We start from the raw sequence: 18171 nt of genomic DNA, 5'->3' as shown, positions 1-18171 counted from the left end.
AATTTTATAACAAGGCCTGAAATGTTAAACTCTTTAAAATCTGGTAATAGACTTAGAGTTGATTTTGCAAAAAATCCACAACAAATTGAAATTCCTAATCTACTACAATTACAACAAAATTCATATGATACATTTTTAATGATTGGACAAGAAGATAGAGCTGATGCTGGTATAGAAAAAGTATTCAAATCAATTTTCCCAATTCATGATGCACAAAATAGGATTACATTAGACTATTTAGGTTCTGACGTAGGTAAACCTAAATATGATGTAAGAGAATCAATGGTTAGAGGTCTTACATACTCTATTCCTTTAAAAATCAATATTAGATTGACTTTATGGGATTTAGATGAAAAGACTGGTGAGAAAATTGGTGTTAAAGATATGAAAGAACAATCTTTATTCATCAGAGAAATTCCTTTAATGACAGATAGAACATCTTTCATTGTTAATGGTGTTGAAAGAGTTGTTGTTAACCAACTTCACAGATCTCCAGGTGTTATCTTTAAAGAAGAAGAATCTAATACATCTGATAATAAACTTATTTATACTGGACAAATAATTCCAGATAGAGGTTCTTGGTTATATTTTGAATATGATGCAAAAGATGTATTATATGTAAGAATTAACAAGAGAAGAAAAGTTCCTGTAACTATTTTATTTAGAGCATTAGGTTACTCTAAAGAAGATATTATTAAATTATTCTATCCAATTTTAAATGTAAAAGTTAAAAACAACAAATTCTTAACAGAATTTAATCCTGATGATTTTACAGGAAGAGTTGAATTTGATTTAAAAGATGAAAAAGGTAATTTAATTTTAGCAGCAGGTAAAAGATTAACTGCTAGAAAAGCAAAAGCTTTAGTTGAAGGTGGATTAAAGTTAGTTGAATATCCTGTTGAATTATTAATGGATAGATCTACAGCTTCTACAATTTTCGATCCAGAATCAGGTGAAGTATTATTTGATGCTTTAACTAATCTTGATGAAATTAAATTAAAAAAACTATTAGATCTTGGTTTTGATAATTTTGATATAGCAAATGATTTAGCTGCTGGAGTTGATGATTCTATTATTAATGCATTTAAAGCAGATGCAGAGTCTTTAAAACTTTTAAAACAAACTGAAGAAATTGATGATGAAAATGATTTATCAGCAATTAGAATTTATAAAGTTATGAGACCAGGTGAGCCTGTAACAAAAGAAGCTGCAAAAGAGTTTGTTAAAAAACTATTCTTTGATCCTGAAAGATATGACTTAACTAAAGTTGGTAGAATGAAAATGAACCACAAGTTAGGTGTAAATGTTCCTGAGTATGTAACGACTTTAACTTATGAAGATGTTATTAAAACAGTTCAGTACTTAGTAAAAGTTAAATCTGGTCATGGTCATATTGATGATAGAGATCACTTAGGTAATAGAAGAATTAGAGCAATTGGTGAATTATTAGCTAATGAAATGCATTCTGGATTAATCAAAATGCAAAAAGCTATTAGAGATAAAATGACTACTTTATCTGGTACATTAGAAGATATTATGCCACATGATTTAGTTAACTCTAAAATGATTACATCAACAATTACTGAGTTCTTTACATCTGGTCAATTATCACAATTTATGGATCAAACTAATCCATTATCAGAAGTTACTCATAAAAGAAGACTTTCTGCACTTGGTGAAGGTGGTTTAGTAAAAGAAAGAGCTGGATTTGAAGTAAGAGATGTACACCCAACTCACTATGGTAGAATCTGTCCCGTTGAGACTCCAGAGGGACAAAATATTGGTCTTATTAATACTTTATCAACTTTCTCAAAAGTTAATGATTTAGGGTTTATAGAAGCGCCATATAAGACAGTAAAAGATGGTCAAATAACTGATGAAATTAAATACTATACTGCAACTCAAGAAGAGGGATTAGTAATTGCTCCAGGATCAACTAAAATTGATGAAAATGGTAAAATTGTTGAAAACTTAATTGAAGCTAGACAAGATGGTGAAATTCTTTTAGTTGAAAGAAATAAAGTTGACTTAATTGATATTTCTTCACAAATGGTTATGGGTGTTGCTGCTTCTTTAATTCCATTCTTAGAACATGATGATGCCAACAGAGCATTAATGGGATCAAATATGATGAGACAAGCTGTTCCATTATTAAGACCTAATGCTCCTGTTGTTGGAACTGGTTTAGAAAAAACAGTTGCTAGAGATGCATGGGAAGCTATTAAAGCTAAAAGAGGCGGAGTTATTGAAAAAGCTGATGCTAAAAACATCTACATCAGAGGTGAAGATGAAAATGGTGCATTTATTGATCACTATACAGTAAATAAAAATGTTAGAACAAACAATAATACTTCATTTGGACAAAGAATAGGTACAAAAGAGGGTGATATTGTTGAAAAAGGACAAGTTATTGCTGATGGTCCATCAATGGATAATGGTGAATTAGCAGTTGGTGTTAATGCTTGTGTTGCCTTTATGCCATGGAATGGATATAACTATGAAGATGCGATTGTTCTTTCTGAAAGACTAATTAAAGAAGATGCATTTACATCTGTTCATATTTATGAAAAAGATGTTGAGTGTAGAGAACTTAAACATGGTAATGAAGAAATTACTAGAGATTTACCAGGTGTAAAAGAAGAGTCAATTACTCATTTAGATGCTTCTGGTATTGTTAAAGTTGGTACTTTTGTTAAGCCAGGTATGATTCTTGTTGGTAAGGTAACTCCAAAAGGTGAAATTAAACCAACTCCAGAAGAAAGACTTTTAAGAGCAATTTTTGGTGAAAAAGCTGGTCACGTAATTAATAAATCTTTATTAACTCCTACTTCTATGGAAGGTACAGTTGTTGATGTAAAAGTATTTACTAAAAAAGGTTATGAAAAAGACGAAAGAGCAGTAGCTGAAATTGAAGCTGAAAAAGCAGAACTTGATATAAAACACCATGATAAACTTTTAATGCTTGATAGAGAAGAGATTTTAAAAATCAATGATTTATTATCTAAATCTGAATTAGCTAAAGATGTTGAAGTTGAAGATGTTACATATAAAAAAGGTGAAAAAATTCCTTTTGATATTTTAACTAATGTAAACAGATTTGCTATGAAAAAAGTTGTTGCTTCTTACTCTGATGAAGTTGAGAAAAAATACAATGAAATTAAAGATTACTTCATTAAGCAAAAAGCTCAATTAAGAGATGAACATGAAGAGAAACTTCAAGTATTAGAACATGATGATATTTTACCATCTGGTGTTATTAAACAAGTAAAAGTTTATATCGCAACTAAGAGAAAAATCAAAGTTGGGGATAAAATGGCCGGAAGACATGGTAATAAAGGTATTGTTTCTAATATCGTTCCTCAAGTAGATATGCCATATATGAAAGATGGTTCAACGGTTGATGTTATTCTTAACCCATTAGGGGTACCTTCAAGGATGAATATTGGTCAGATTTTAGAAGTTCACTTAGGTTTAGTTGGAATGAAACTAGGTGCTCAAATTCAAGAACTATTTGAGAACAAAAAAGCTGAATTTGTAAGTGAATTAAGAGCTAAAATGACAGAAATTGCATCTGTTGCTAAGCTTATGAATGGAAAAGAGTTTATGGATTCTTTATCTGATGAAGAGCTTATTAAATATGGTCAAGATTGGTCAAAAGGTGTTAGGTTCGCTACACAAGTATTTGATGGTGTAAAAGAAGAAGAGTTTGTTAAATTATTTGAATTAGCAAAAATTGATTCTGATGGAAAAACTCAACTTTATGATGGAAAAACTGGTAGTGCAATGAATGAAAGAGTTAATGTTGGTTATATGTATATGTTAAAACTTCACCACTTAGTTGATGAAAAAGTGCATGCAAGATCAACAGGTCCTTACTCACTTGTAACACAACAACCAGTAGGTGGTAAAGCACTATTTGGTGGACAAAGATTCGGGGAAATGGAAGTTTGGGCTCTTGAAGCTTATGGAGCTACAAATGTTCTTAAAGAAATGCTTACAACTAAATCAGATGATGTTGAAGGTAGAACAAGAGCATATAGAGCTATTGCAAATGGTGAAAATGTTCCAAGTTCAGGTGTACCTGAAACATTCTTCGTATTAACGAAAGAGTTGAAAGCTTTAGGTTTAGATGTTGAGATATTTGACGAGGTAGAAAACGATGAGCAATAATGAAAAAGTATTAGAACCAATTGAAATAAAAGAATTAGAAAGACCGCAAGATTTTGCGGCTTTTCAATTAAGACTAGCAAGTCCTGAAAAAATTCTTTCTTGGTCTTCTGGTGAGGTAAAAAAACCAGAAACTATTAACTATAGAACATTAAAACCTGAAAGAGATGGATTATTTTGTGCTAAAATCTTTGGACCTGTAAAAGACTATGAATGTCTTTGTGGTAAATATAAAAAGATGAGATACAAAGGTGTTGTATGTGAAAAATGTGGTGTTGAAGTAACATCTTCAAAGGTGAGAAGACACAGAATGGGACATATTGACTTAGTATCTCCTGTTGCTCATATTTGGATGGTTTCATCTTTACCAACAAGAATTGGTACTTTATTAGGTGTAAAATTAAAAGATTTAGAGAGAGTATTATATTATGAAGCATATATTGTAAATGAGCCAGGTGATGCTTATTATGATAATGAAAAAACTAAAAAAGTTTTAAAATATGATATCTTAAACGAAGAACAATATAGAACTATTTCTGATTTATTTGAACATACAGGTTTCCAAGCTGATATGGGTGGAGATGTTGTTAGAGAATTATTAGAAACTTTAGACTTATTTGAATTATTAACTAAGTTAAAAGAAGAAATGTCTGCAACTAAATCAGAAGCAAAAAGAAAGACTATTATTAAAAGATTAAAAGTAGTTGAAAACTTTATTAATTCTGGAAATAGACCTGAATGGATGATGTTAACTCAATTACCAGTTCTTCCTCCTGATTTAAGACCATTAGTATCATTAGATGGTGGTAAGTTTGCAGTTTCAGATGTTAATGACTTATATAGAAGAGTTATTAATAGAAATAACAGACTTAAGAGATTAACAGAGCTTGATGCTCCTGAAATTATTATCAGAAATGAAAAAAGAATGCTTCAAGAAGCAGTTGATGCTCTATTTGATAATGGTAAAACTGCAAATGCAGTTAAAGGTGCTAACAAAAGACCATTAAAATCATTATCTGAAATTATTAAAGGTAAGCAAGGTAGATTTAGACAAAACTTACTTGGTAAAAGGGTTGACTTCTCTGGTAGATCTGTAATTGTTGTTGGACCTACTTTAAATATGGATCAGTGTGGTATTCCTAAGAAAATGGCTTTAGAGTTATTTAAACCACACTTAATGGCTAAATTAGAAGAGAAAGGTTATGCAACTACATTAAAATCTGCTAAGAGATTAATTGAGTCTGAAACTAATGAAGTTTGGGAATGTTTAAATGAAATTGTTGATGAATATCCTGTTATGCTTAACAGAGCTCCAACTCTTCATAAACTTTCTATTCAAGCTTTCCACCCAGTATTAATTGATGGTAAAGCAATTCAGTTACATCCATTAGTGTGTGCTGCATTTAATGCCGACTTCGATGGTGACCAGATGGCCGTTCACGTTCCATTATCACAAGAAGCAGTTGCAGAAGCTAAAATTTTAATGATGTCATCTATGAACATTCTTTTACCAGCTTCTGGTAGAGCTATTGCCGTACCATCACAGGATATGATTTTAGGTATTTATTATCTATCATTAGAAAAAGATGGTGTAAAAGGTGAACATAAATTATTTACAGATGTAAATGAAGCAAAAATTGCATTAGATATGGGTCAAGTAGACTTACATGCAAAAATTAGAACTAAAATTGATAATAAAGTAATTCATACAACTGTAGGTAGATTAATTGTTCATGAAATTTTACCTGACTTTGTTCCTGCTAATTTATGGAATAAAATTTTAAAGAAAAAAGATATTGGTACTTTAGTTGATTATATTTATAAGCATGGTGGATATGAAGTAACTCCTAGATTCTTAGATAACTTAAAGAACTTAGGTTTCAGATATGCTACAGATGCTGGTATTTCTGTTTCAATTGATGATATTAGAGTTCCTGAAACTAAAGTTGCTCATATTTCATCTTCTAAAAAAGAAGTTATTGAAGTTCAAAAGCAGTTTGCACAAGGTTTATTAACTGAGCAAGAAAGATATAATAAAATTATTGATATTTGGACAGAAGTTAATAATAAGCTTGGATCTGAAATGATGAATTTAGTTGAAGAAGATAAAAATGGATTCAACTCTATTTACATGATGGCTGACTCAGGGGCAAGAGGTTCTGCTGCTCAGATTAGACAGCTTTCAGGTATGAGGGGACTTATGGCAAAACCTGATGGTTCTATTATTGAAACGCCAATTATTTCAAACTTTAAAGAAGGTCTAAACGTTCTTGAGTACTTTATTTCTACGCACGGTGCTAGAAAAGGTCTTGCCGATACAGCTCTTAAGACTGCAAATGCAGGTTACTTAACAAGAAAGCTTATCGACGTTTCTCAGAATGTAAGAATTACTATTGAAGATTGTGGAACTCATGAAGGTGTTGAGATTACTGATATTTCTTCTGGAAATGAGTTAATCGAATCATTAGAAGAAAGAATTACAGGTAGAGTTATTGCAGAAGATATTATTGATCCAATTTCAAATGAAATTCTATTTACAGAAGGAACATTAATTACAGAAGAGAATGCAAAAGTTGTTGCAGAAGCTGAAGTAAAATCTGTTGTAATTAGAACTCCATTAACTTGTAAAGAAGAGCATGGTTTATGTTCTAAATGTTATGGTCTTAACCTTGGTGAGCAAAGAAAAGCTACTCCTGGTGAAGCTGTTGGTGTTGTTGCAGCACAATCTATTGGTGAGCCAGGAACACAGCTTACACTTAGAACATTCCACGTTGGTGGTACAGCATCTGCAACTCAAACTGAAAGAGAGTTAAGAGCAGATAAAGAAGGTTTTATTAGATACTACAATATTAGAACATATACTAATAGTGAAGGTAAAAATATTGTTGCAAACAGAAGAAATGCAGGTATTTTATTAGTAGAACCAAAAATAAATGCACCATTTAAAGGTAATGTTACTGTTGAAACGATTCATGAAGAAGTTATTTTAACAATTTCTAATGGAAGTGAAAATAAGAAATATTACTTAAGAAAAAATGATGTTGCTAAACCAAATGAGCTTGCTGGTGTATCTGGTAAGATTGAAGGTAAGCTATACTTACCATACTCAGATGGTATTGAAGTTGAAGAAAATGAATCAATTGTTGAGATGATTAAAGATGGTTGGAATGTTCCAAATAGAATTCCTTTTGCTTCTGAATTAAGAGTTGCAGATGGAGCTCCAATTACTTCTAAAATTATTACAGGTGCAAAAGGTGTTGTAAAATACTATAAATTAACTGGTGATTATTTAGAAAGAAGAAAAGATATTAAAGCTGGAGATAAAGTTGATGAGAAAGGTTTATTTGCTGTAATCGTTGATGGTGAAGGTAGAGAAGCTTTAAGACACTATATTGCTAGAGGTTCACAAGTTGAATTAAGTGATGACGTTGCTGTAGAAAAAGATTCAGTTATTGCTGTACCTGAAACTACTGAACAAGTTGTAATTGCAGAGTGGGATCCATATTCAAATCCATCTATTGCTGAAAAAGAAGGTGTTATATCATTTGAAGATATTATTCCAGGTGTAACTGTTTCTGAACAATTTGATGAATTAACAGGTACTTCTAAACTAGTTGTTAATGAATATATTCCAAGTGGATATAAACCAACTGTTATCTTAGCAACAGAAGATAAAGAGATTATTAGATATTCATTAGATCCTAAGACATCTATTAATGTTTCAGAGGGGCAAAAAGTTCAAGTTGCTGATATTATTGGTAAAACACCAAAAGCAACTCAAAAATCTAAAGATATTACTGGAGGTCTTCCAAGAGTATCTGAATTATTTGAGGCTAGAAGACCTAAGAATATTGCAGTACTTGCTTCATTTGATGGTATGGTTTCATTTGGTAAACCACTTAGAAATAAACAAAGAATAATTATTACTGATGAAAATGGTAATAAAGGTGAATTCTTAGTTGAGAAATCTAAGCAAATTTTAGTACATGAAGGTGAGTTTGTTCATGCTGGTGAAGCATTAACAGATGGTCAAGTTTCACCTCATGATGTATTAAGAATTTTAGGTGAAAAAGCATTACATTACTTTATTGTATCAGAAGTACAACAAGTATATAGATCTCAAGGGGTAAATATTGCTGATAAGCATATTGAGGTTATTACATCTCAAATGTTAAGACAAGTATCTATTTTAGATGGTGGAGATACTAAATTCATTATTGGAGATATGGTATCTAAGAAAAGATTTAAAATTGAGAATGAAAGAATTATTAAACTTGGTGGACAACCTGCAATTGCTGAACCATTATTACTTGGTATTACAAGAGCGGCTGTTACATCTGATTCTATTATCTCAGCTGCATCTTTCCAAGAAACTACGAAAGTATTAACAGAAGCTGCAATTTCTGCAAAAATGGATATGTTAGAAGACTTAAAAGAGAATGTTGTAATTGGTAGAACAATTCCAGTTGGAACAGGACTTTATAAAGATAAGAAAATTAGTTTTTCTCAACCTAATGAACAATAAGGCTTAGCCTTATTGTTTAACCTTTCAAATGGAAATATTACTACTACTTTTAATTTTTATTTTTTTAGAAATTTTTGAATCAAAATGGCAAAAAGCTGATACTCTACATGGATTGATTTTAAATAATTTTTACATATTTAGAAAAAATATTTTTTTGTATTTTCTAATGCATACTACATTTTTTTATACAATTTTTTTATGTTTTTATTTAAATAATTTTGATTTTTGGATGAGCTCTATTTTAATAATAAAATTTTTAGATATTACATTTAAGTTATCTATGATGAAAAAATTATTAGCAGGAATTTCTATTGAAGAAGTAATGCCCATAAATATAGAAATGTCAAATATATATAGATATATAAATGTACTAATATATCCAATTAGTTTCATATTTTCACTTAACTTTATTTAATTAATATCAATAGTAATTATCATTTTAAAATAAGCTTCATTTTGTTATTATACTATTTATGAATGCTATAGAATTTAAACAATTAATATTAAATGCTAAATATTATACAAAATATGAACCTATATTATATAAAGATACTTTAGATATATATGGGTATGAGGCGTTGTCAAAGTTTGACATTAATAATGATATAATAAGTACAGAAAATATATTTAAAAAACTACATAATAATAATAAACTATTTTTTGAATTAGAAAAAAGAAATAAATTTTTACAAATACAAAATTTTACTCATAATGAAAAACTTTTTTTAAATTTTGATGCAGATATTTTTGTTACTGATGAACAAAAAAAGTATTGGGAAGATTTTTTACTTCTTAATAAAAAAAATTTAGTTGTTGAAATAACTGAAAATGGAAGTGATGATGAAACAAGTGCTGTAATTATGAAAGATTTTTCTGACTGGTTAAAACAAATGAATATTGAATCTGCTCTAGATGATTTTGCCCAAGATGGTTCTATGTTTTCATTTCACATGATGAATAATAGTAAATATATAAAAATTGATAAATCATTTATAAGACAAATAAGGTTAAATAATAGTTATAAATATTACTTAGATGGAGTACTAAAAACAATTAAACTTAATAATCAATATTCAATTATAGAAGGAATTGAAACTAAAGATGATTATGATTTAATTAAACAACTAGATTGTGATTTTGTTCAAGGTTATTATTTTGATAATCTTGTAACTATTGTTTAATTTTATTTAGTTAAAATTTTATATTAACAAAAAAGGATTAAGATGCAATATTTAATTATCGCTTATGATTATGAAGATGCTTTAGAAAAAAGAATGGAAGCGAGACCTGAACATGTTGAAGGAACTCAAAAGTTAATGGCTGAGGGAAAAATAGTTTCTGCTTGTGCACTAATTGAAGATGATAAAATGGTTGGCTCTTCTGTTGTAACAAACTTTGAAAATGAAGATGAGTTTGATGAGTGGCTAGTTAATGAACCTTATGTAAAAAATGGTGTTTGGAATATGGAAGAAATTCAAGTAGTTCCTATTAAGGTTATGCCAAAAGCTTAAGAAGAATTTCTTCTTGAGTTTTTTTATCATAATTAAATTTAAATTCACACTCTTTTAAGTAATAGATAAAATTTTCTTCTTTTATTCCTTTATATTTTTTTAAAAAATTTTCTAAAAAATCCCAAAAATCATTTATTAAACTATTTGAACTTTTTAATTGTGCAATTTTATTATATTTAAGAAAAGTGGATAATTCTTCCGCGTTTGATTCAGAAAATTTATTTAAAGAAGGAAGCATAATATTATAAATATGATTTTCATAATTAAATGTTAAAAAATTTTGAGCAGTTTTTATATTTTTATTTTTTAAGTATATATATTCGTCAAATTCATATTTATTTCTTTTAATACTTTTATAAACATTATCTAAAAAACTTACAATTAATTCTCTATATAGAAAAAAACTTTTTCTTACTGTTATATAATTACATTTTAATTTTTTAGCTGTTTGTAATGCATTTAAATTCTGAGAAAAACATTCTATTAAAGCTAATTGTCTATTGTATTTAATTAAAGAAAACTTTTTTTTACATTTAGAGCATTTCAGATAGTTGTTTTTTAATACATATAGTTTTTCATTATTGCAATATATACATTTATTCATTTTAGTTCCAAAAATATATAAGAAATTATAAAATTTATTTTACAGTAAACATCTTAAGATAAAATTTCTAAAAATATAGGAGTTCTCATGAAAAAGCTAATTTTATTTTTTAGTTTTGCTATTATCGCAAATGCACATTTTCTTACAATGTTACCAAATACAGATAATGTGAAAAATAAAGATCAATCAAGTATAAATATTAAGACGATGTTTATTCATCCTTTTGAACAAACTGGTATGACAATGGAAAAGCCTTTTGGTATATATGTAAATAGTAAAGAAAATTCTTTGCCTTTGGAAAAGTTTGAAGTATTTAATCATAAAGCATGGAGTACAAATTATAAGGTTAAAAAACCTGGGGTATATAAGTTTTTTACTATTCCTAAACCTTATTTTGAACCAGCAGAAGGTAAATTTATTTCACATGTACCAAAAATAATTCTAAGTGCTTATGGTTTTGAGGATGGTTGGGATGAACCAATTGGGTTAGAATATGAAATTGTTCCAATGGTAAAACCTTTTGCTTTATATAGTGGAAATATTTTTACTGGAAAAGTATTGGTTAAAGGGCAACCTGCATCTAATGTTGAAGTTGAAGTAGAGTTTTATAATACTTTAGGATTAAAAGCTCCTAGTGATGCGCATATAACTCAAGTAGTTAAAACTAATAATGCAGGTGAATTTAGTTTTATAATGAACCAAAAAGGTTGGTGGGGATTTGCTGCATTGATTGAAGAAGGACAAAAAGAGTTTAATGGTAAAATGTACCCAATTGAAAATGGTGCATTAATATGGGTTAAAACATATTAATAAATAAGTAGGATTCTAAATGCATATATCTGATGGTGTTTTAAGTATTGAAGTTGCTAGTAGTCTAGGCTTTGCTAGTTTAGGTTTATGTGCCTATTCAATTAAGAAATTAAAAAGTGAAGATATATCTTTACTTGCTGCGATGAGTGCTTTATTTTTTATTGCTTCATTTATTCATATACCTTTAGGTCCTACTCAAATACATTTACTACTTGTAGGAGTGATAGGCTTATTTTTAGGTGAAGCTGTTTTTTTATGTATTGCTATTGCTTTACTTCTACAAGCTTTACTTTTGGGATATGGAGGATTAAGTTCTCTTGGTGCAAATATAATAATAATGGCACTCCCAGCATATTTGGTTTTTTTAATCAATAAAATACCTTTATTCAAAAAATTAAATGAAAAAGTTAGATTTTTTTTCTATGGAAGTTTAGGAATATTATTTAGTGTTTTATTTTTAGCTTTAGTATTATATTTTGCGAAGGATGAATATTTAATAGCTTCTTATTCTTTAATTTTTGCTAATATTCCAGCTATAATTTTAGAAGGTTTAATTTCACTATTTTTACTTTTATATATCAAAAAGTCAATCCCAAAACTTTTAAAAGAGGCAAATATATGATTCGAATTTTTACTATTTTACTTTTAATTGTATCTTTCACTTATGCACACAAATTAAATGTTTTTACAAATTTTGAAAATGATAAGTTATTTGTAAGTGCATATTTTGCTAGTGGTGCAGGTTGTAAAAATTGTAGTGTTAAAATATATAAAAATGATAAACTATTACTTGAAGATAAAACAAATGATAAAGGTGAAGTCTATTTAGATATTAAAGAAGATTTTTTTAATCTAATTGTTGATGCAGGTTCAGGTCATGCAGTATCAAATATAATTAAAAAAACTTATAAAACTAATGAAATAAATCTAGATAAAAAATTGGAAAAGCTTCTTGAAGAAAATAAGAAATTAAAATTAGAAGTTAAACTTTTAGAACAAAAGTTATCATACTTTGAAATATTTAAAATATTGTTTGCTTTATTTATTATTATAGGAATTTTTATTTTTCTTAAAAAAATAAAAAAGGATTAAAATTGATAAATTTTAATCCTTCTATTTCTTTACTTAGTGCTTTTATTTATTCAATTTTAGTTAGTTTTTCAGCTTTTGAATTTTATTATATTTTTCCTATAATATTTTTACTTTTTTGTCAAAAGAAACATTTATTTTTAATTTTAAGAAAACTTCTTTTTTTAAATTTTTTTATTTTTATACTATTTTTAACTCTTTTATATAGTAGTAGTTTGAATGAGGCATTAAATATTTATATAAGAGCAAATGCTATACTTTTATTTAATATAGCACTTTTTTTTACTTCAAAAGGTTATGATATAGTTAGAGCTTTAAATAGTTTTAATTTCCCAAGTTCTGTGGTTTCTTCTACATACTTTACTTTAAAAATGATAGAGTTTTTAACTAAAGATTTTACTTTAATAAAAAATAGTCTAAAAGCTAGAGGTTTTAAAGCAGATACTTCTTTATTTACTTATGAAACCTTTGGAAATATTATTGGTTTACTTTTTGTGAAGGCCCTAAGAAAATCATATTCTTTAAGACAAACTTTTATATATAGAGGTTTTAAAAATAAAATTTATTTAAATGAAGACTTTATTGTTCAAGTATATGATAAGTACTTGATTTTTACAGTTTTATCTACAATATTAACAAAGGTTATTTATGAGTTGTTCTTTTAATTTAAAAAATTTAAGATATAAAAATGATTCAAAAGAGTTATTTAGTGGGGTAACTTTAAATGTAGGACATGAAGAAAAAGTTGCGATTATTGGTGCAAATGGAGTAGGTAAGAGTTCTCTTCTTAAAATAATAGCTGGTTTAGAATCAAATTATGACGGGGAACTTCATTTATTTCATAACTTAATTTCTTCAAAAAAACAGTATGAACAATTTAGGAGTGATATAGGTTACTTACCTCAAGATGTTAGTGACTTTTTTTTATGTCCAACAGTAATTGAAGATGTAATGTTTAATCTTAGAGCTAAAAAAGAGAAAAAAGAAGAAGCTTATCATAAAGCTTTAGTTATTTTACAAAAGTTAAATATTGAGCATTTAAAAGACAGAATTATTTATGATTTAAGTGGAGGAGAACAAAAAATAGTAGCACTTGCTAGTATTTTGATTACTAAACCTAAAATATTACTTTTAGATGAGCCAACAAATGCATTAGATTCAAAATCAGAAGAGAGAATATTACAACTTTTAAACTCTATAAATAAATCTATGGTAATTATATCTCACCATAAAAGTTTTATAGAAAAATTAACTTCTACGATATATGAATTAAAACCTACAGGCTTAGAGCTAATGAAAATTTAGTTAAGATATTGATATATGATAGTTCACAGGAGTATCTTATGGGAAAAATTATATATCATTATTGCCATGTTGAAGCTTTCAGAGCAATTATTCAAAATAAAAAACTATGGTTAAGTTCTGTTTATAATCTTAATGACTACAAAGAAATACATTGGATAAATGACAAAGTAAGTAAAAAATTAGAAAAAATTAGAAATAAAGATAATTTTTCAAAATATAAAGCTTTTGAAGATATCTTTAATAAACAACTACCTAGTGTATATATAGCATCATTTTCTCAAGGAAGTGATTTATTAAGTCAGTGGAGAGCTTATGCAAATGATGGTTATGGAGTAGCAATTGGTTTTAATTCTGATTATTTTAAAACTAATAAATTAGTTCATACAACTGATGTTTTATATGATGAAAAAAAACAAGAAAAACAAATAGATAAGATTTTTCTTCCTCTTGAAACAATTTCTAATGAAATAGATTTTAATTCAAATACTTTTAAAGATATTGTAAATGAAGTAATTAATAATATTAATAATTTAGCAGCTAAATGTAAAAATGAACTTTTTGAAGAAGAAAAAGAAGTAAGACTGATTCATAATCCAGTTATAATAGATGATAAAAAAAGTGAAAGTTTTGTTTTTAAGAAAAATCTGTCAGATATGAAGTTTAGAGCAGTATGTGGAAACTTAATTCCTTATTTTGAATTTGAATTTAGTAAAAAGTTTGAAGATATTCCAGCAATTGTTGAAATTGTAAAAGGACCAAAAAACAAATTTATTGATAAAGAGATCAAAATATTTTTATCAAATAATGGTTTTTATAATGTAAAAATCAAAAGTTCAAAATCATCTTATAGATAATTATTATATAATTTATTTAATTAAGGAGTTTCTATGAAAAGTAAAAAAGAAATTAACAACTTAGAAATTGAACTAGCATCATTGAAAACACTTATTAATGAAACAGGTGCTTATGTATATACAAAAGATAAAGAAGGCAAATATACTTATGCAAATAATTTAGTTTTATCTTTATTTAATTGTTCTTTAGCTGAGGTTATAGGAAAGGATGATAGAGCATTTTTTGATTTAAAAATGTCAGATGAATTAAGAAAGAATGATTTAGAAGTTTTAAAAAATGGGATAGTTATAGAAAAAGAAGAAACAAATTATATTTTTGAAACTAAAGAAGAAAAAACCTATTGGACTGTTAAAAAGCCACTTTATAATAAAAATAAAGAAATTATAGGTATGTGTGGAATTTCTACAGATATAACTGAAAGAAAAAAGTTAGAAGAAGAACTATCTGAACAAACAAAGTTACTAAATACTATTTTAGATAATGTTGATGCTTATATCTATATGAAAGATGAAAATAGAAAGTTTAGATATGTTAATTCAAAAGTAGCAAGACTTTTTAATTGTAAAGCAGAAGATGTTGTAGGAAAAAGAGATATTGAAATTATTGATAAAAAAATAGCTGATGCCTTTTGGAAGATGGATAAAGAAGTATTTAAGTCAAATAAACAAAAAAGTCAAGAAGAAATTTATTTTGATGAAGAAGGGGAAGAAAGGCATTATTGGAGTAAAAAAATACCCTTTAAAATGCAAGGTGATGACTATATGTCCTTAATTGGCTTATCAACTGATATAACCCAGTTACAAAAACTAAAAGAAAAGTCAAGAATTCAGTCCATCACAGATGAATTGACAAAAGCTAATAATAGAAGATATTTTGTTGAGCAAGCAAAAAAAGAGTTTAAAAGATCAAAAAGATATAATTTAGATATATCTATTGTACTTTTAGATATAGATTGGTTTAAAAATGTAAATGATACTTATGGTCATTTAGTAGGAGATAAAGTACTTATTGAAATTACAAAAATTTGTCAAAAAATGAAAAGAGAAGAAGATGTGTTCTGTAGAGTAGGTGGTGAAGAATTTGCTTTTATATTACCTTGTACTAATATAGTTCAAGCAAGTGAATTTGCTAATAGATTAATGCAGTTTCATCACGAAAATCCTTTTAAAAAGCTATGTTTTGATGATATTAAAATTACTTTTAGCGTAGGATTGTCTTCTCTTTATGAAATGGATTTAAGTTATGAAAATATTTTTTCAAGAGCAGATGATGCTTTATATGAAGCAAAACAATCAGGTAGAAATAAGCTATGTATTAAGTAAGCTTATTTCTTTTGTTTAAATTTTACTTTTTCAAAGAAATTTTTTACTTTTTCTTTATTTTTATCCGATAAGTCAATACTACTTTTATCTACATTATCTCCATATTCAATATTAAGCATATCAGATTTTTTCATATTTAAAATTTGAGATTGGAAGACACTTCTATGTCCTGTAATTAAAAAGGTAATAATTGCGCTAATTGCAGCATAATGGGCTATTTCGATTCCAAAAAGTTCAACAGCCATTATAGTTGCTGCTATTGGAGCATTAGTTGTTCCTGCTAGTACACTAGTAAGTCCAAGTGCTGCAAATAGTGCAATATTATCTCCTATTAAGGTTCCAAAAAATTGTCCACTTGTAGCTCCCACATAAAAAATAGGTGTAATAACACCACCACTTCCCCCTGCACCTAAAGTGATAGAGGTATAGATTGTTTTTGCTATAAAAGAGTACCATGGTATATCATTTGATATATTAGGATCACTATAAAATAGACTTGAAATAGTATCTAATCCTAAGCCAAAATATTTATCTCCAATAAAAAAAGATAAAACTACTAAAAAAGAACCAGCTATAAAAGCTTTTAAATAAATATTCAATTTAATTTTTTTTATTTGTATCTCTGTATTTTTTAAAGTCATAATCATAAAATACGAAATAAGTCCAAAGAATAAACCAGCAATAATAACTTGAAGTATAAGAATAATATCAAAAGGAATTGTATTTGAAAATTCCATGTGGTAATAAGTATAGTTTATTCCTAAAAGCTTAGCTGTTGTATAAGCTGCAAACCCAGCAATAAATGATGGTAATAAAACATCATACATTATAATACCAATAATTAAAACTTCAACTCCAAAGATAGCACCTGAAATTGGTGTACCAAAAACAGATGCAAAACCTGCACTAATACCACAAATAACAAGTTTTTTTCTATCTCTTGCTGAAAATTTTACAAGTTGAGATATAAAAGAAGCTGCACCAGCACCTATTTGTGCTCCAGGACCTTCTTTTCCTACTGAACCTCCTGTAAATATAGTAATTACAGTGGCAAAAAGTTTTATTGGCATAACTTTTACATCCATTAAACCATCTTTTTTATGAACCGCTTCAATAACTTTTTCTGTTCCATGACCTTTTGCATCTGGTGCAAATTTTTTTACTATGAAGATTGTTAACATTAATCCAAAAGGAAGGAGGTAATATGTTGGAAAAGGTAAAAGTTCACCTTGTGTGTTTGTACTATGTATTATATTTAAAAAGAAAGTAATAATTGCACCAATAATTACTCCAATTGCTGAAGATAAAAGTACCCATTTAGTTACACTAAAAAATATAAGAGATTGTTCTAAAAAATGTTTTTTCATAATAGAATCTTTGGAAAATATTTATATTAAAATTGTAACACATAAAAGTAAGACAAAATTAAAAAAAAGCAATTGATGTAGAAAAGTTTTAAGATTTAGATATACTTACGAAAAAAATAAGGTAATAAATGAATTTCAAAGATTTAAGTATAGAAGAAAAAAAAGAAATCAACGAGCTTCTAACAAAATATGCAGACTCAATTGGTGGAGTAAACTTCTTCTTACAGCTTATAGATGATATAAAAAAAGAAACAATATTTCCTCTTTTAAATAAAAGTAATATTTTTCATTTCTCAAAAGGAAAGGTTTCTTGGAGTAAAGGAATTTATAAAGATACAAAACTTTTACTACATAACTATTTAAAAAGTATGGAAAAAGATGAAAAGTATTTATCAACTGTAAAACCAAAAGAGAAAAAAAATATTGAAAATATGATGAGAACTTTAAAACCAGTAGAAATAAAAGTTAGAAGTAAAAATAACGCTGATGAAGGTTTTAACTTTAATATTATTGATATAACTGATGGACAAAATGCAAAAGTATCTTTATCGTACAAAATCATATTTTTTTATGGAAAAGATTTTGCTAAACAAGCATTAAGTTTTAAGGCTTAGAT

15 protein-coding genes are annotated in these 18171 nt (G+C 27.4%); 13 read left to right on the top strand and 2 right to left on the bottom strand.

Translation table 11 applies throughout. The features are described 5' to 3' along the window. Window positions 1–21 precede the first annotated feature (21 nt). From rpoB to ACH5BK_RS06850, 5 genes are all read left to right on the top strand, one after another. The gene (rpoB, locus tag ACH5BK_RS06870) at window positions 22–4170 is read left to right on the top strand and encodes a DNA-directed RNA polymerase subunit beta (RefSeq protein WP_404305781.1); all 4149 of its coding nucleotides are present in this window, start codon (window positions 22–24) and stop codon (window positions 4168–4170) included. Beyond that, complete coding sequence (rpoC, locus tag ACH5BK_RS06865; protein ID WP_404305779.1) at window positions 4160–8692, top strand: DNA-directed RNA polymerase subunit beta'; 4533 nt, start codon at window positions 4160–4162, stop codon at window positions 8690–8692. Before rpoB ends, rpoC begins: the two co-directional genes overlap by 11 nt. Before the next feature lie 283 nt (window positions 8693–8975). Next, window positions 8976–9107: a hypothetical protein gene (locus tag ACH5BK_RS06860; RefSeq protein ID WP_404305777.1), complete on the top strand. Its 132-nt coding sequence runs from the start codon at window positions 8976–8978 to the stop codon at window positions 9105–9107. Between the two features lie 58 nt (window positions 9108–9165). Further along, complete coding sequence (locus ACH5BK_RS06855) at window positions 9166–9873, top strand: EAL domain-containing protein (RefSeq protein ID WP_404305775.1); 708 nt, start codon at window positions 9166–9168, stop codon at window positions 9871–9873. Between the two features lie 42 nt (window positions 9874–9915). Then, window positions 9916–10203 (top strand): YciI family protein, encoded by a 288-nt coding sequence (locus ACH5BK_RS06850; protein WP_404305773.1) that lies wholly within the window; start codon window positions 9916–9918, stop codon window positions 10201–10203. On the opposite strand, the gene ACH5BK_RS06845 is transcribed toward ACH5BK_RS06850, so the two are convergent. Further along, entirely contained in the window at window positions 10187–10807 is a 621-nt protein-coding gene (locus ACH5BK_RS06845; RefSeq protein WP_404305771.1) for a transposase, read from the bottom strand. The two genes, ACH5BK_RS06850 and ACH5BK_RS06845, sit on opposite strands and share 17 nt — an antisense overlap. Window positions 10808–10894: 87 nt before the next feature. On the opposite strand from ACH5BK_RS06845, the gene ACH5BK_RS06840 reads away from it, so the two are divergent. From ACH5BK_RS06840 to ACH5BK_RS06810, 7 genes are read left to right on the top strand one after another with little or no spacing between them, the layout of a single operon-like run. Beyond that, window positions 10895–11617 carry a DUF4198 domain-containing protein gene (locus ACH5BK_RS06840; protein ID WP_404305769.1) on the top strand — a complete coding sequence of 241 codons (723 nt, stop codon included), beginning with the start codon at window positions 10895–10897 and terminating at the stop codon, window positions 11615–11617. Window positions 11618–11636: 19 nt separating this feature from the next. Further along, window positions 11637–12239: a cobalt transporter CbiM gene (gene cbiM / locus ACH5BK_RS06835; RefSeq protein WP_404305767.1), complete on the top strand. Its 603-nt coding sequence runs from the start codon at window positions 11637–11639 to the stop codon at window positions 12237–12239. Continuing rightward, window positions 12236–12709 (top strand): hypothetical protein, encoded by a 474-nt coding sequence (locus ACH5BK_RS06830; protein ID WP_404305765.1) that lies wholly within the window; start codon window positions 12236–12238, stop codon window positions 12707–12709. Before cbiM ends, ACH5BK_RS06830 begins: the two co-directional genes overlap by 4 nt. Before the next feature lie 2 nt (window positions 12710–12711). Further along, the gene (locus tag ACH5BK_RS06825) at window positions 12712–13371 is read left to right on the top strand and encodes a CbiQ family ECF transporter T component (protein ID WP_404305763.1); all 660 of its coding nucleotides are present in this window, start codon (window positions 12712–12714) and stop codon (window positions 13369–13371) included. Continuing rightward, entirely contained in the window at window positions 13355–14011 is a 657-nt protein-coding gene (locus ACH5BK_RS06820; protein ID WP_404305761.1) for an energy-coupling factor ABC transporter ATP-binding protein, read from the top strand. Before ACH5BK_RS06825 ends, ACH5BK_RS06820 begins: the two co-directional genes overlap by 17 nt. Window positions 14012–14049: 38 nt before the next feature. Beyond that, window positions 14050–14865 carry a DUF2971 domain-containing protein gene (locus tag ACH5BK_RS06815; protein ID WP_404305759.1) on the top strand — a complete coding sequence of 272 codons (816 nt, stop codon included), beginning with the start codon at window positions 14050–14052 and terminating at the stop codon, window positions 14863–14865. Between the two features lie 33 nt (window positions 14866–14898). Next, window positions 14899–16188 (top strand): diguanylate cyclase, encoded by a 1290-nt coding sequence (locus tag ACH5BK_RS06810; protein ID WP_404305757.1) that lies wholly within the window; start codon window positions 14899–14901, stop codon window positions 16186–16188. Between the two features lie 2 nt (window positions 16189–16190). On the opposite strand, the gene ACH5BK_RS06805 is transcribed toward ACH5BK_RS06810, so the two are convergent. Beyond that, window positions 16191–17555, bottom strand: coding sequence for a chloride channel protein (locus ACH5BK_RS06805; RefSeq protein WP_404305755.1), 1365 nt, complete (start codon window positions 17553–17555; stop codon window positions 16191–16193). A gap of 128 nt (window positions 17556–17683) precedes the next feature. On the opposite strand from ACH5BK_RS06805, the gene ACH5BK_RS06800 reads away from it, so the two are divergent. Next, window positions 17684–18169 (top strand): hypothetical protein, encoded by a 486-nt coding sequence (locus ACH5BK_RS06800; protein WP_404305753.1) that lies wholly within the window; start codon window positions 17684–17686, stop codon window positions 18167–18169. Window positions 18170–18171: the final 2 nt, after the last annotated feature.

The organism is Arcobacter sp. YIC-80, assembly GCF_044841725.1.
In the GTDB taxonomy this organism is placed as follows: Bacteria; Campylobacterota; Campylobacteria; order Campylobacterales; family Arcobacteraceae; genus Arcobacter_B.
The sequence above is the reverse complement of the archived record's forward strand: the minus strand, read 5'-3'. Positions and strand labels throughout refer to the sequence as shown.

What these genes read in the sequence shown, in the direction of transcription:
- rpoC (WP_404305779.1), top strand. Translation starts at nt 4,160, where the DNA reads ATGAGCAATAATGAAAAAGTATTAGAACCAATTGAAATAAAAGAATTA.
- ACH5BK_RS06860 (WP_404305777.1), top strand. Translation starts at nt 8,976, where the DNA reads ATGAAAAAATTATTAGCAGGAATTTCTATTGAAGAAGTAATGCCCATA.
- cbiM (WP_404305767.1), top strand. Translation starts at nt 11,637, where the DNA reads ATGCATATATCTGATGGTGTTTTAAGTATTGAAGTTGCTAGTAGTCTA.
- ACH5BK_RS06805 (WP_404305755.1), bottom strand. Translation starts at nt 17,555, where the DNA reads ATGAAAAAACATTTTTTAGAACAATCTCTTATATTTTTTAGTGTAACT.
- ACH5BK_RS06830 (WP_404305765.1), top strand. Translation starts at nt 12,236, where the DNA reads ATGATTCGAATTTTTACTATTTTACTTTTAATTGTATCTTTCACTTAT.
- ACH5BK_RS06855 (WP_404305775.1), top strand. Translation starts at nt 9,166, where the DNA reads ATGAATGCTATAGAATTTAAACAATTAATATTAAATGCTAAATATTAT.
- ACH5BK_RS06840 (WP_404305769.1), top strand. Translation starts at nt 10,895, where the DNA reads ATGAAAAAGCTAATTTTATTTTTTAGTTTTGCTATTATCGCAAATGCA.
- ACH5BK_RS06815 (WP_404305759.1), top strand. Translation starts at nt 14,050, where the DNA reads ATGGGAAAAATTATATATCATTATTGCCATGTTGAAGCTTTCAGAGCA.
- rpoB (WP_404305781.1), top strand. Translation starts at nt 22, where the DNA reads ATGTTAAACTCTTTAAAATCTGGTAATAGACTTAGAGTTGATTTTGCA.
- ACH5BK_RS06800 (WP_404305753.1), top strand. Translation starts at nt 17,684, where the DNA reads ATGAATTTCAAAGATTTAAGTATAGAAGAAAAAAAAGAAATCAACGAG.
- ACH5BK_RS06820 (WP_404305761.1), top strand. Translation starts at nt 13,355, where the DNA reads ATGAGTTGTTCTTTTAATTTAAAAAATTTAAGATATAAAAATGATTCA.
- ACH5BK_RS06845 (WP_404305771.1), bottom strand. Translation starts at nt 10,807, where the DNA reads ATGAATAAATGTATATATTGCAATAATGAAAAACTATATGTATTAAAA.
- ACH5BK_RS06850 (WP_404305773.1), top strand. Translation starts at nt 9,916, where the DNA reads ATGCAATATTTAATTATCGCTTATGATTATGAAGATGCTTTAGAAAAA.
- ACH5BK_RS06810 (WP_404305757.1), top strand. Translation starts at nt 14,899, where the DNA reads ATGAAAAGTAAAAAAGAAATTAACAACTTAGAAATTGAACTAGCATCA.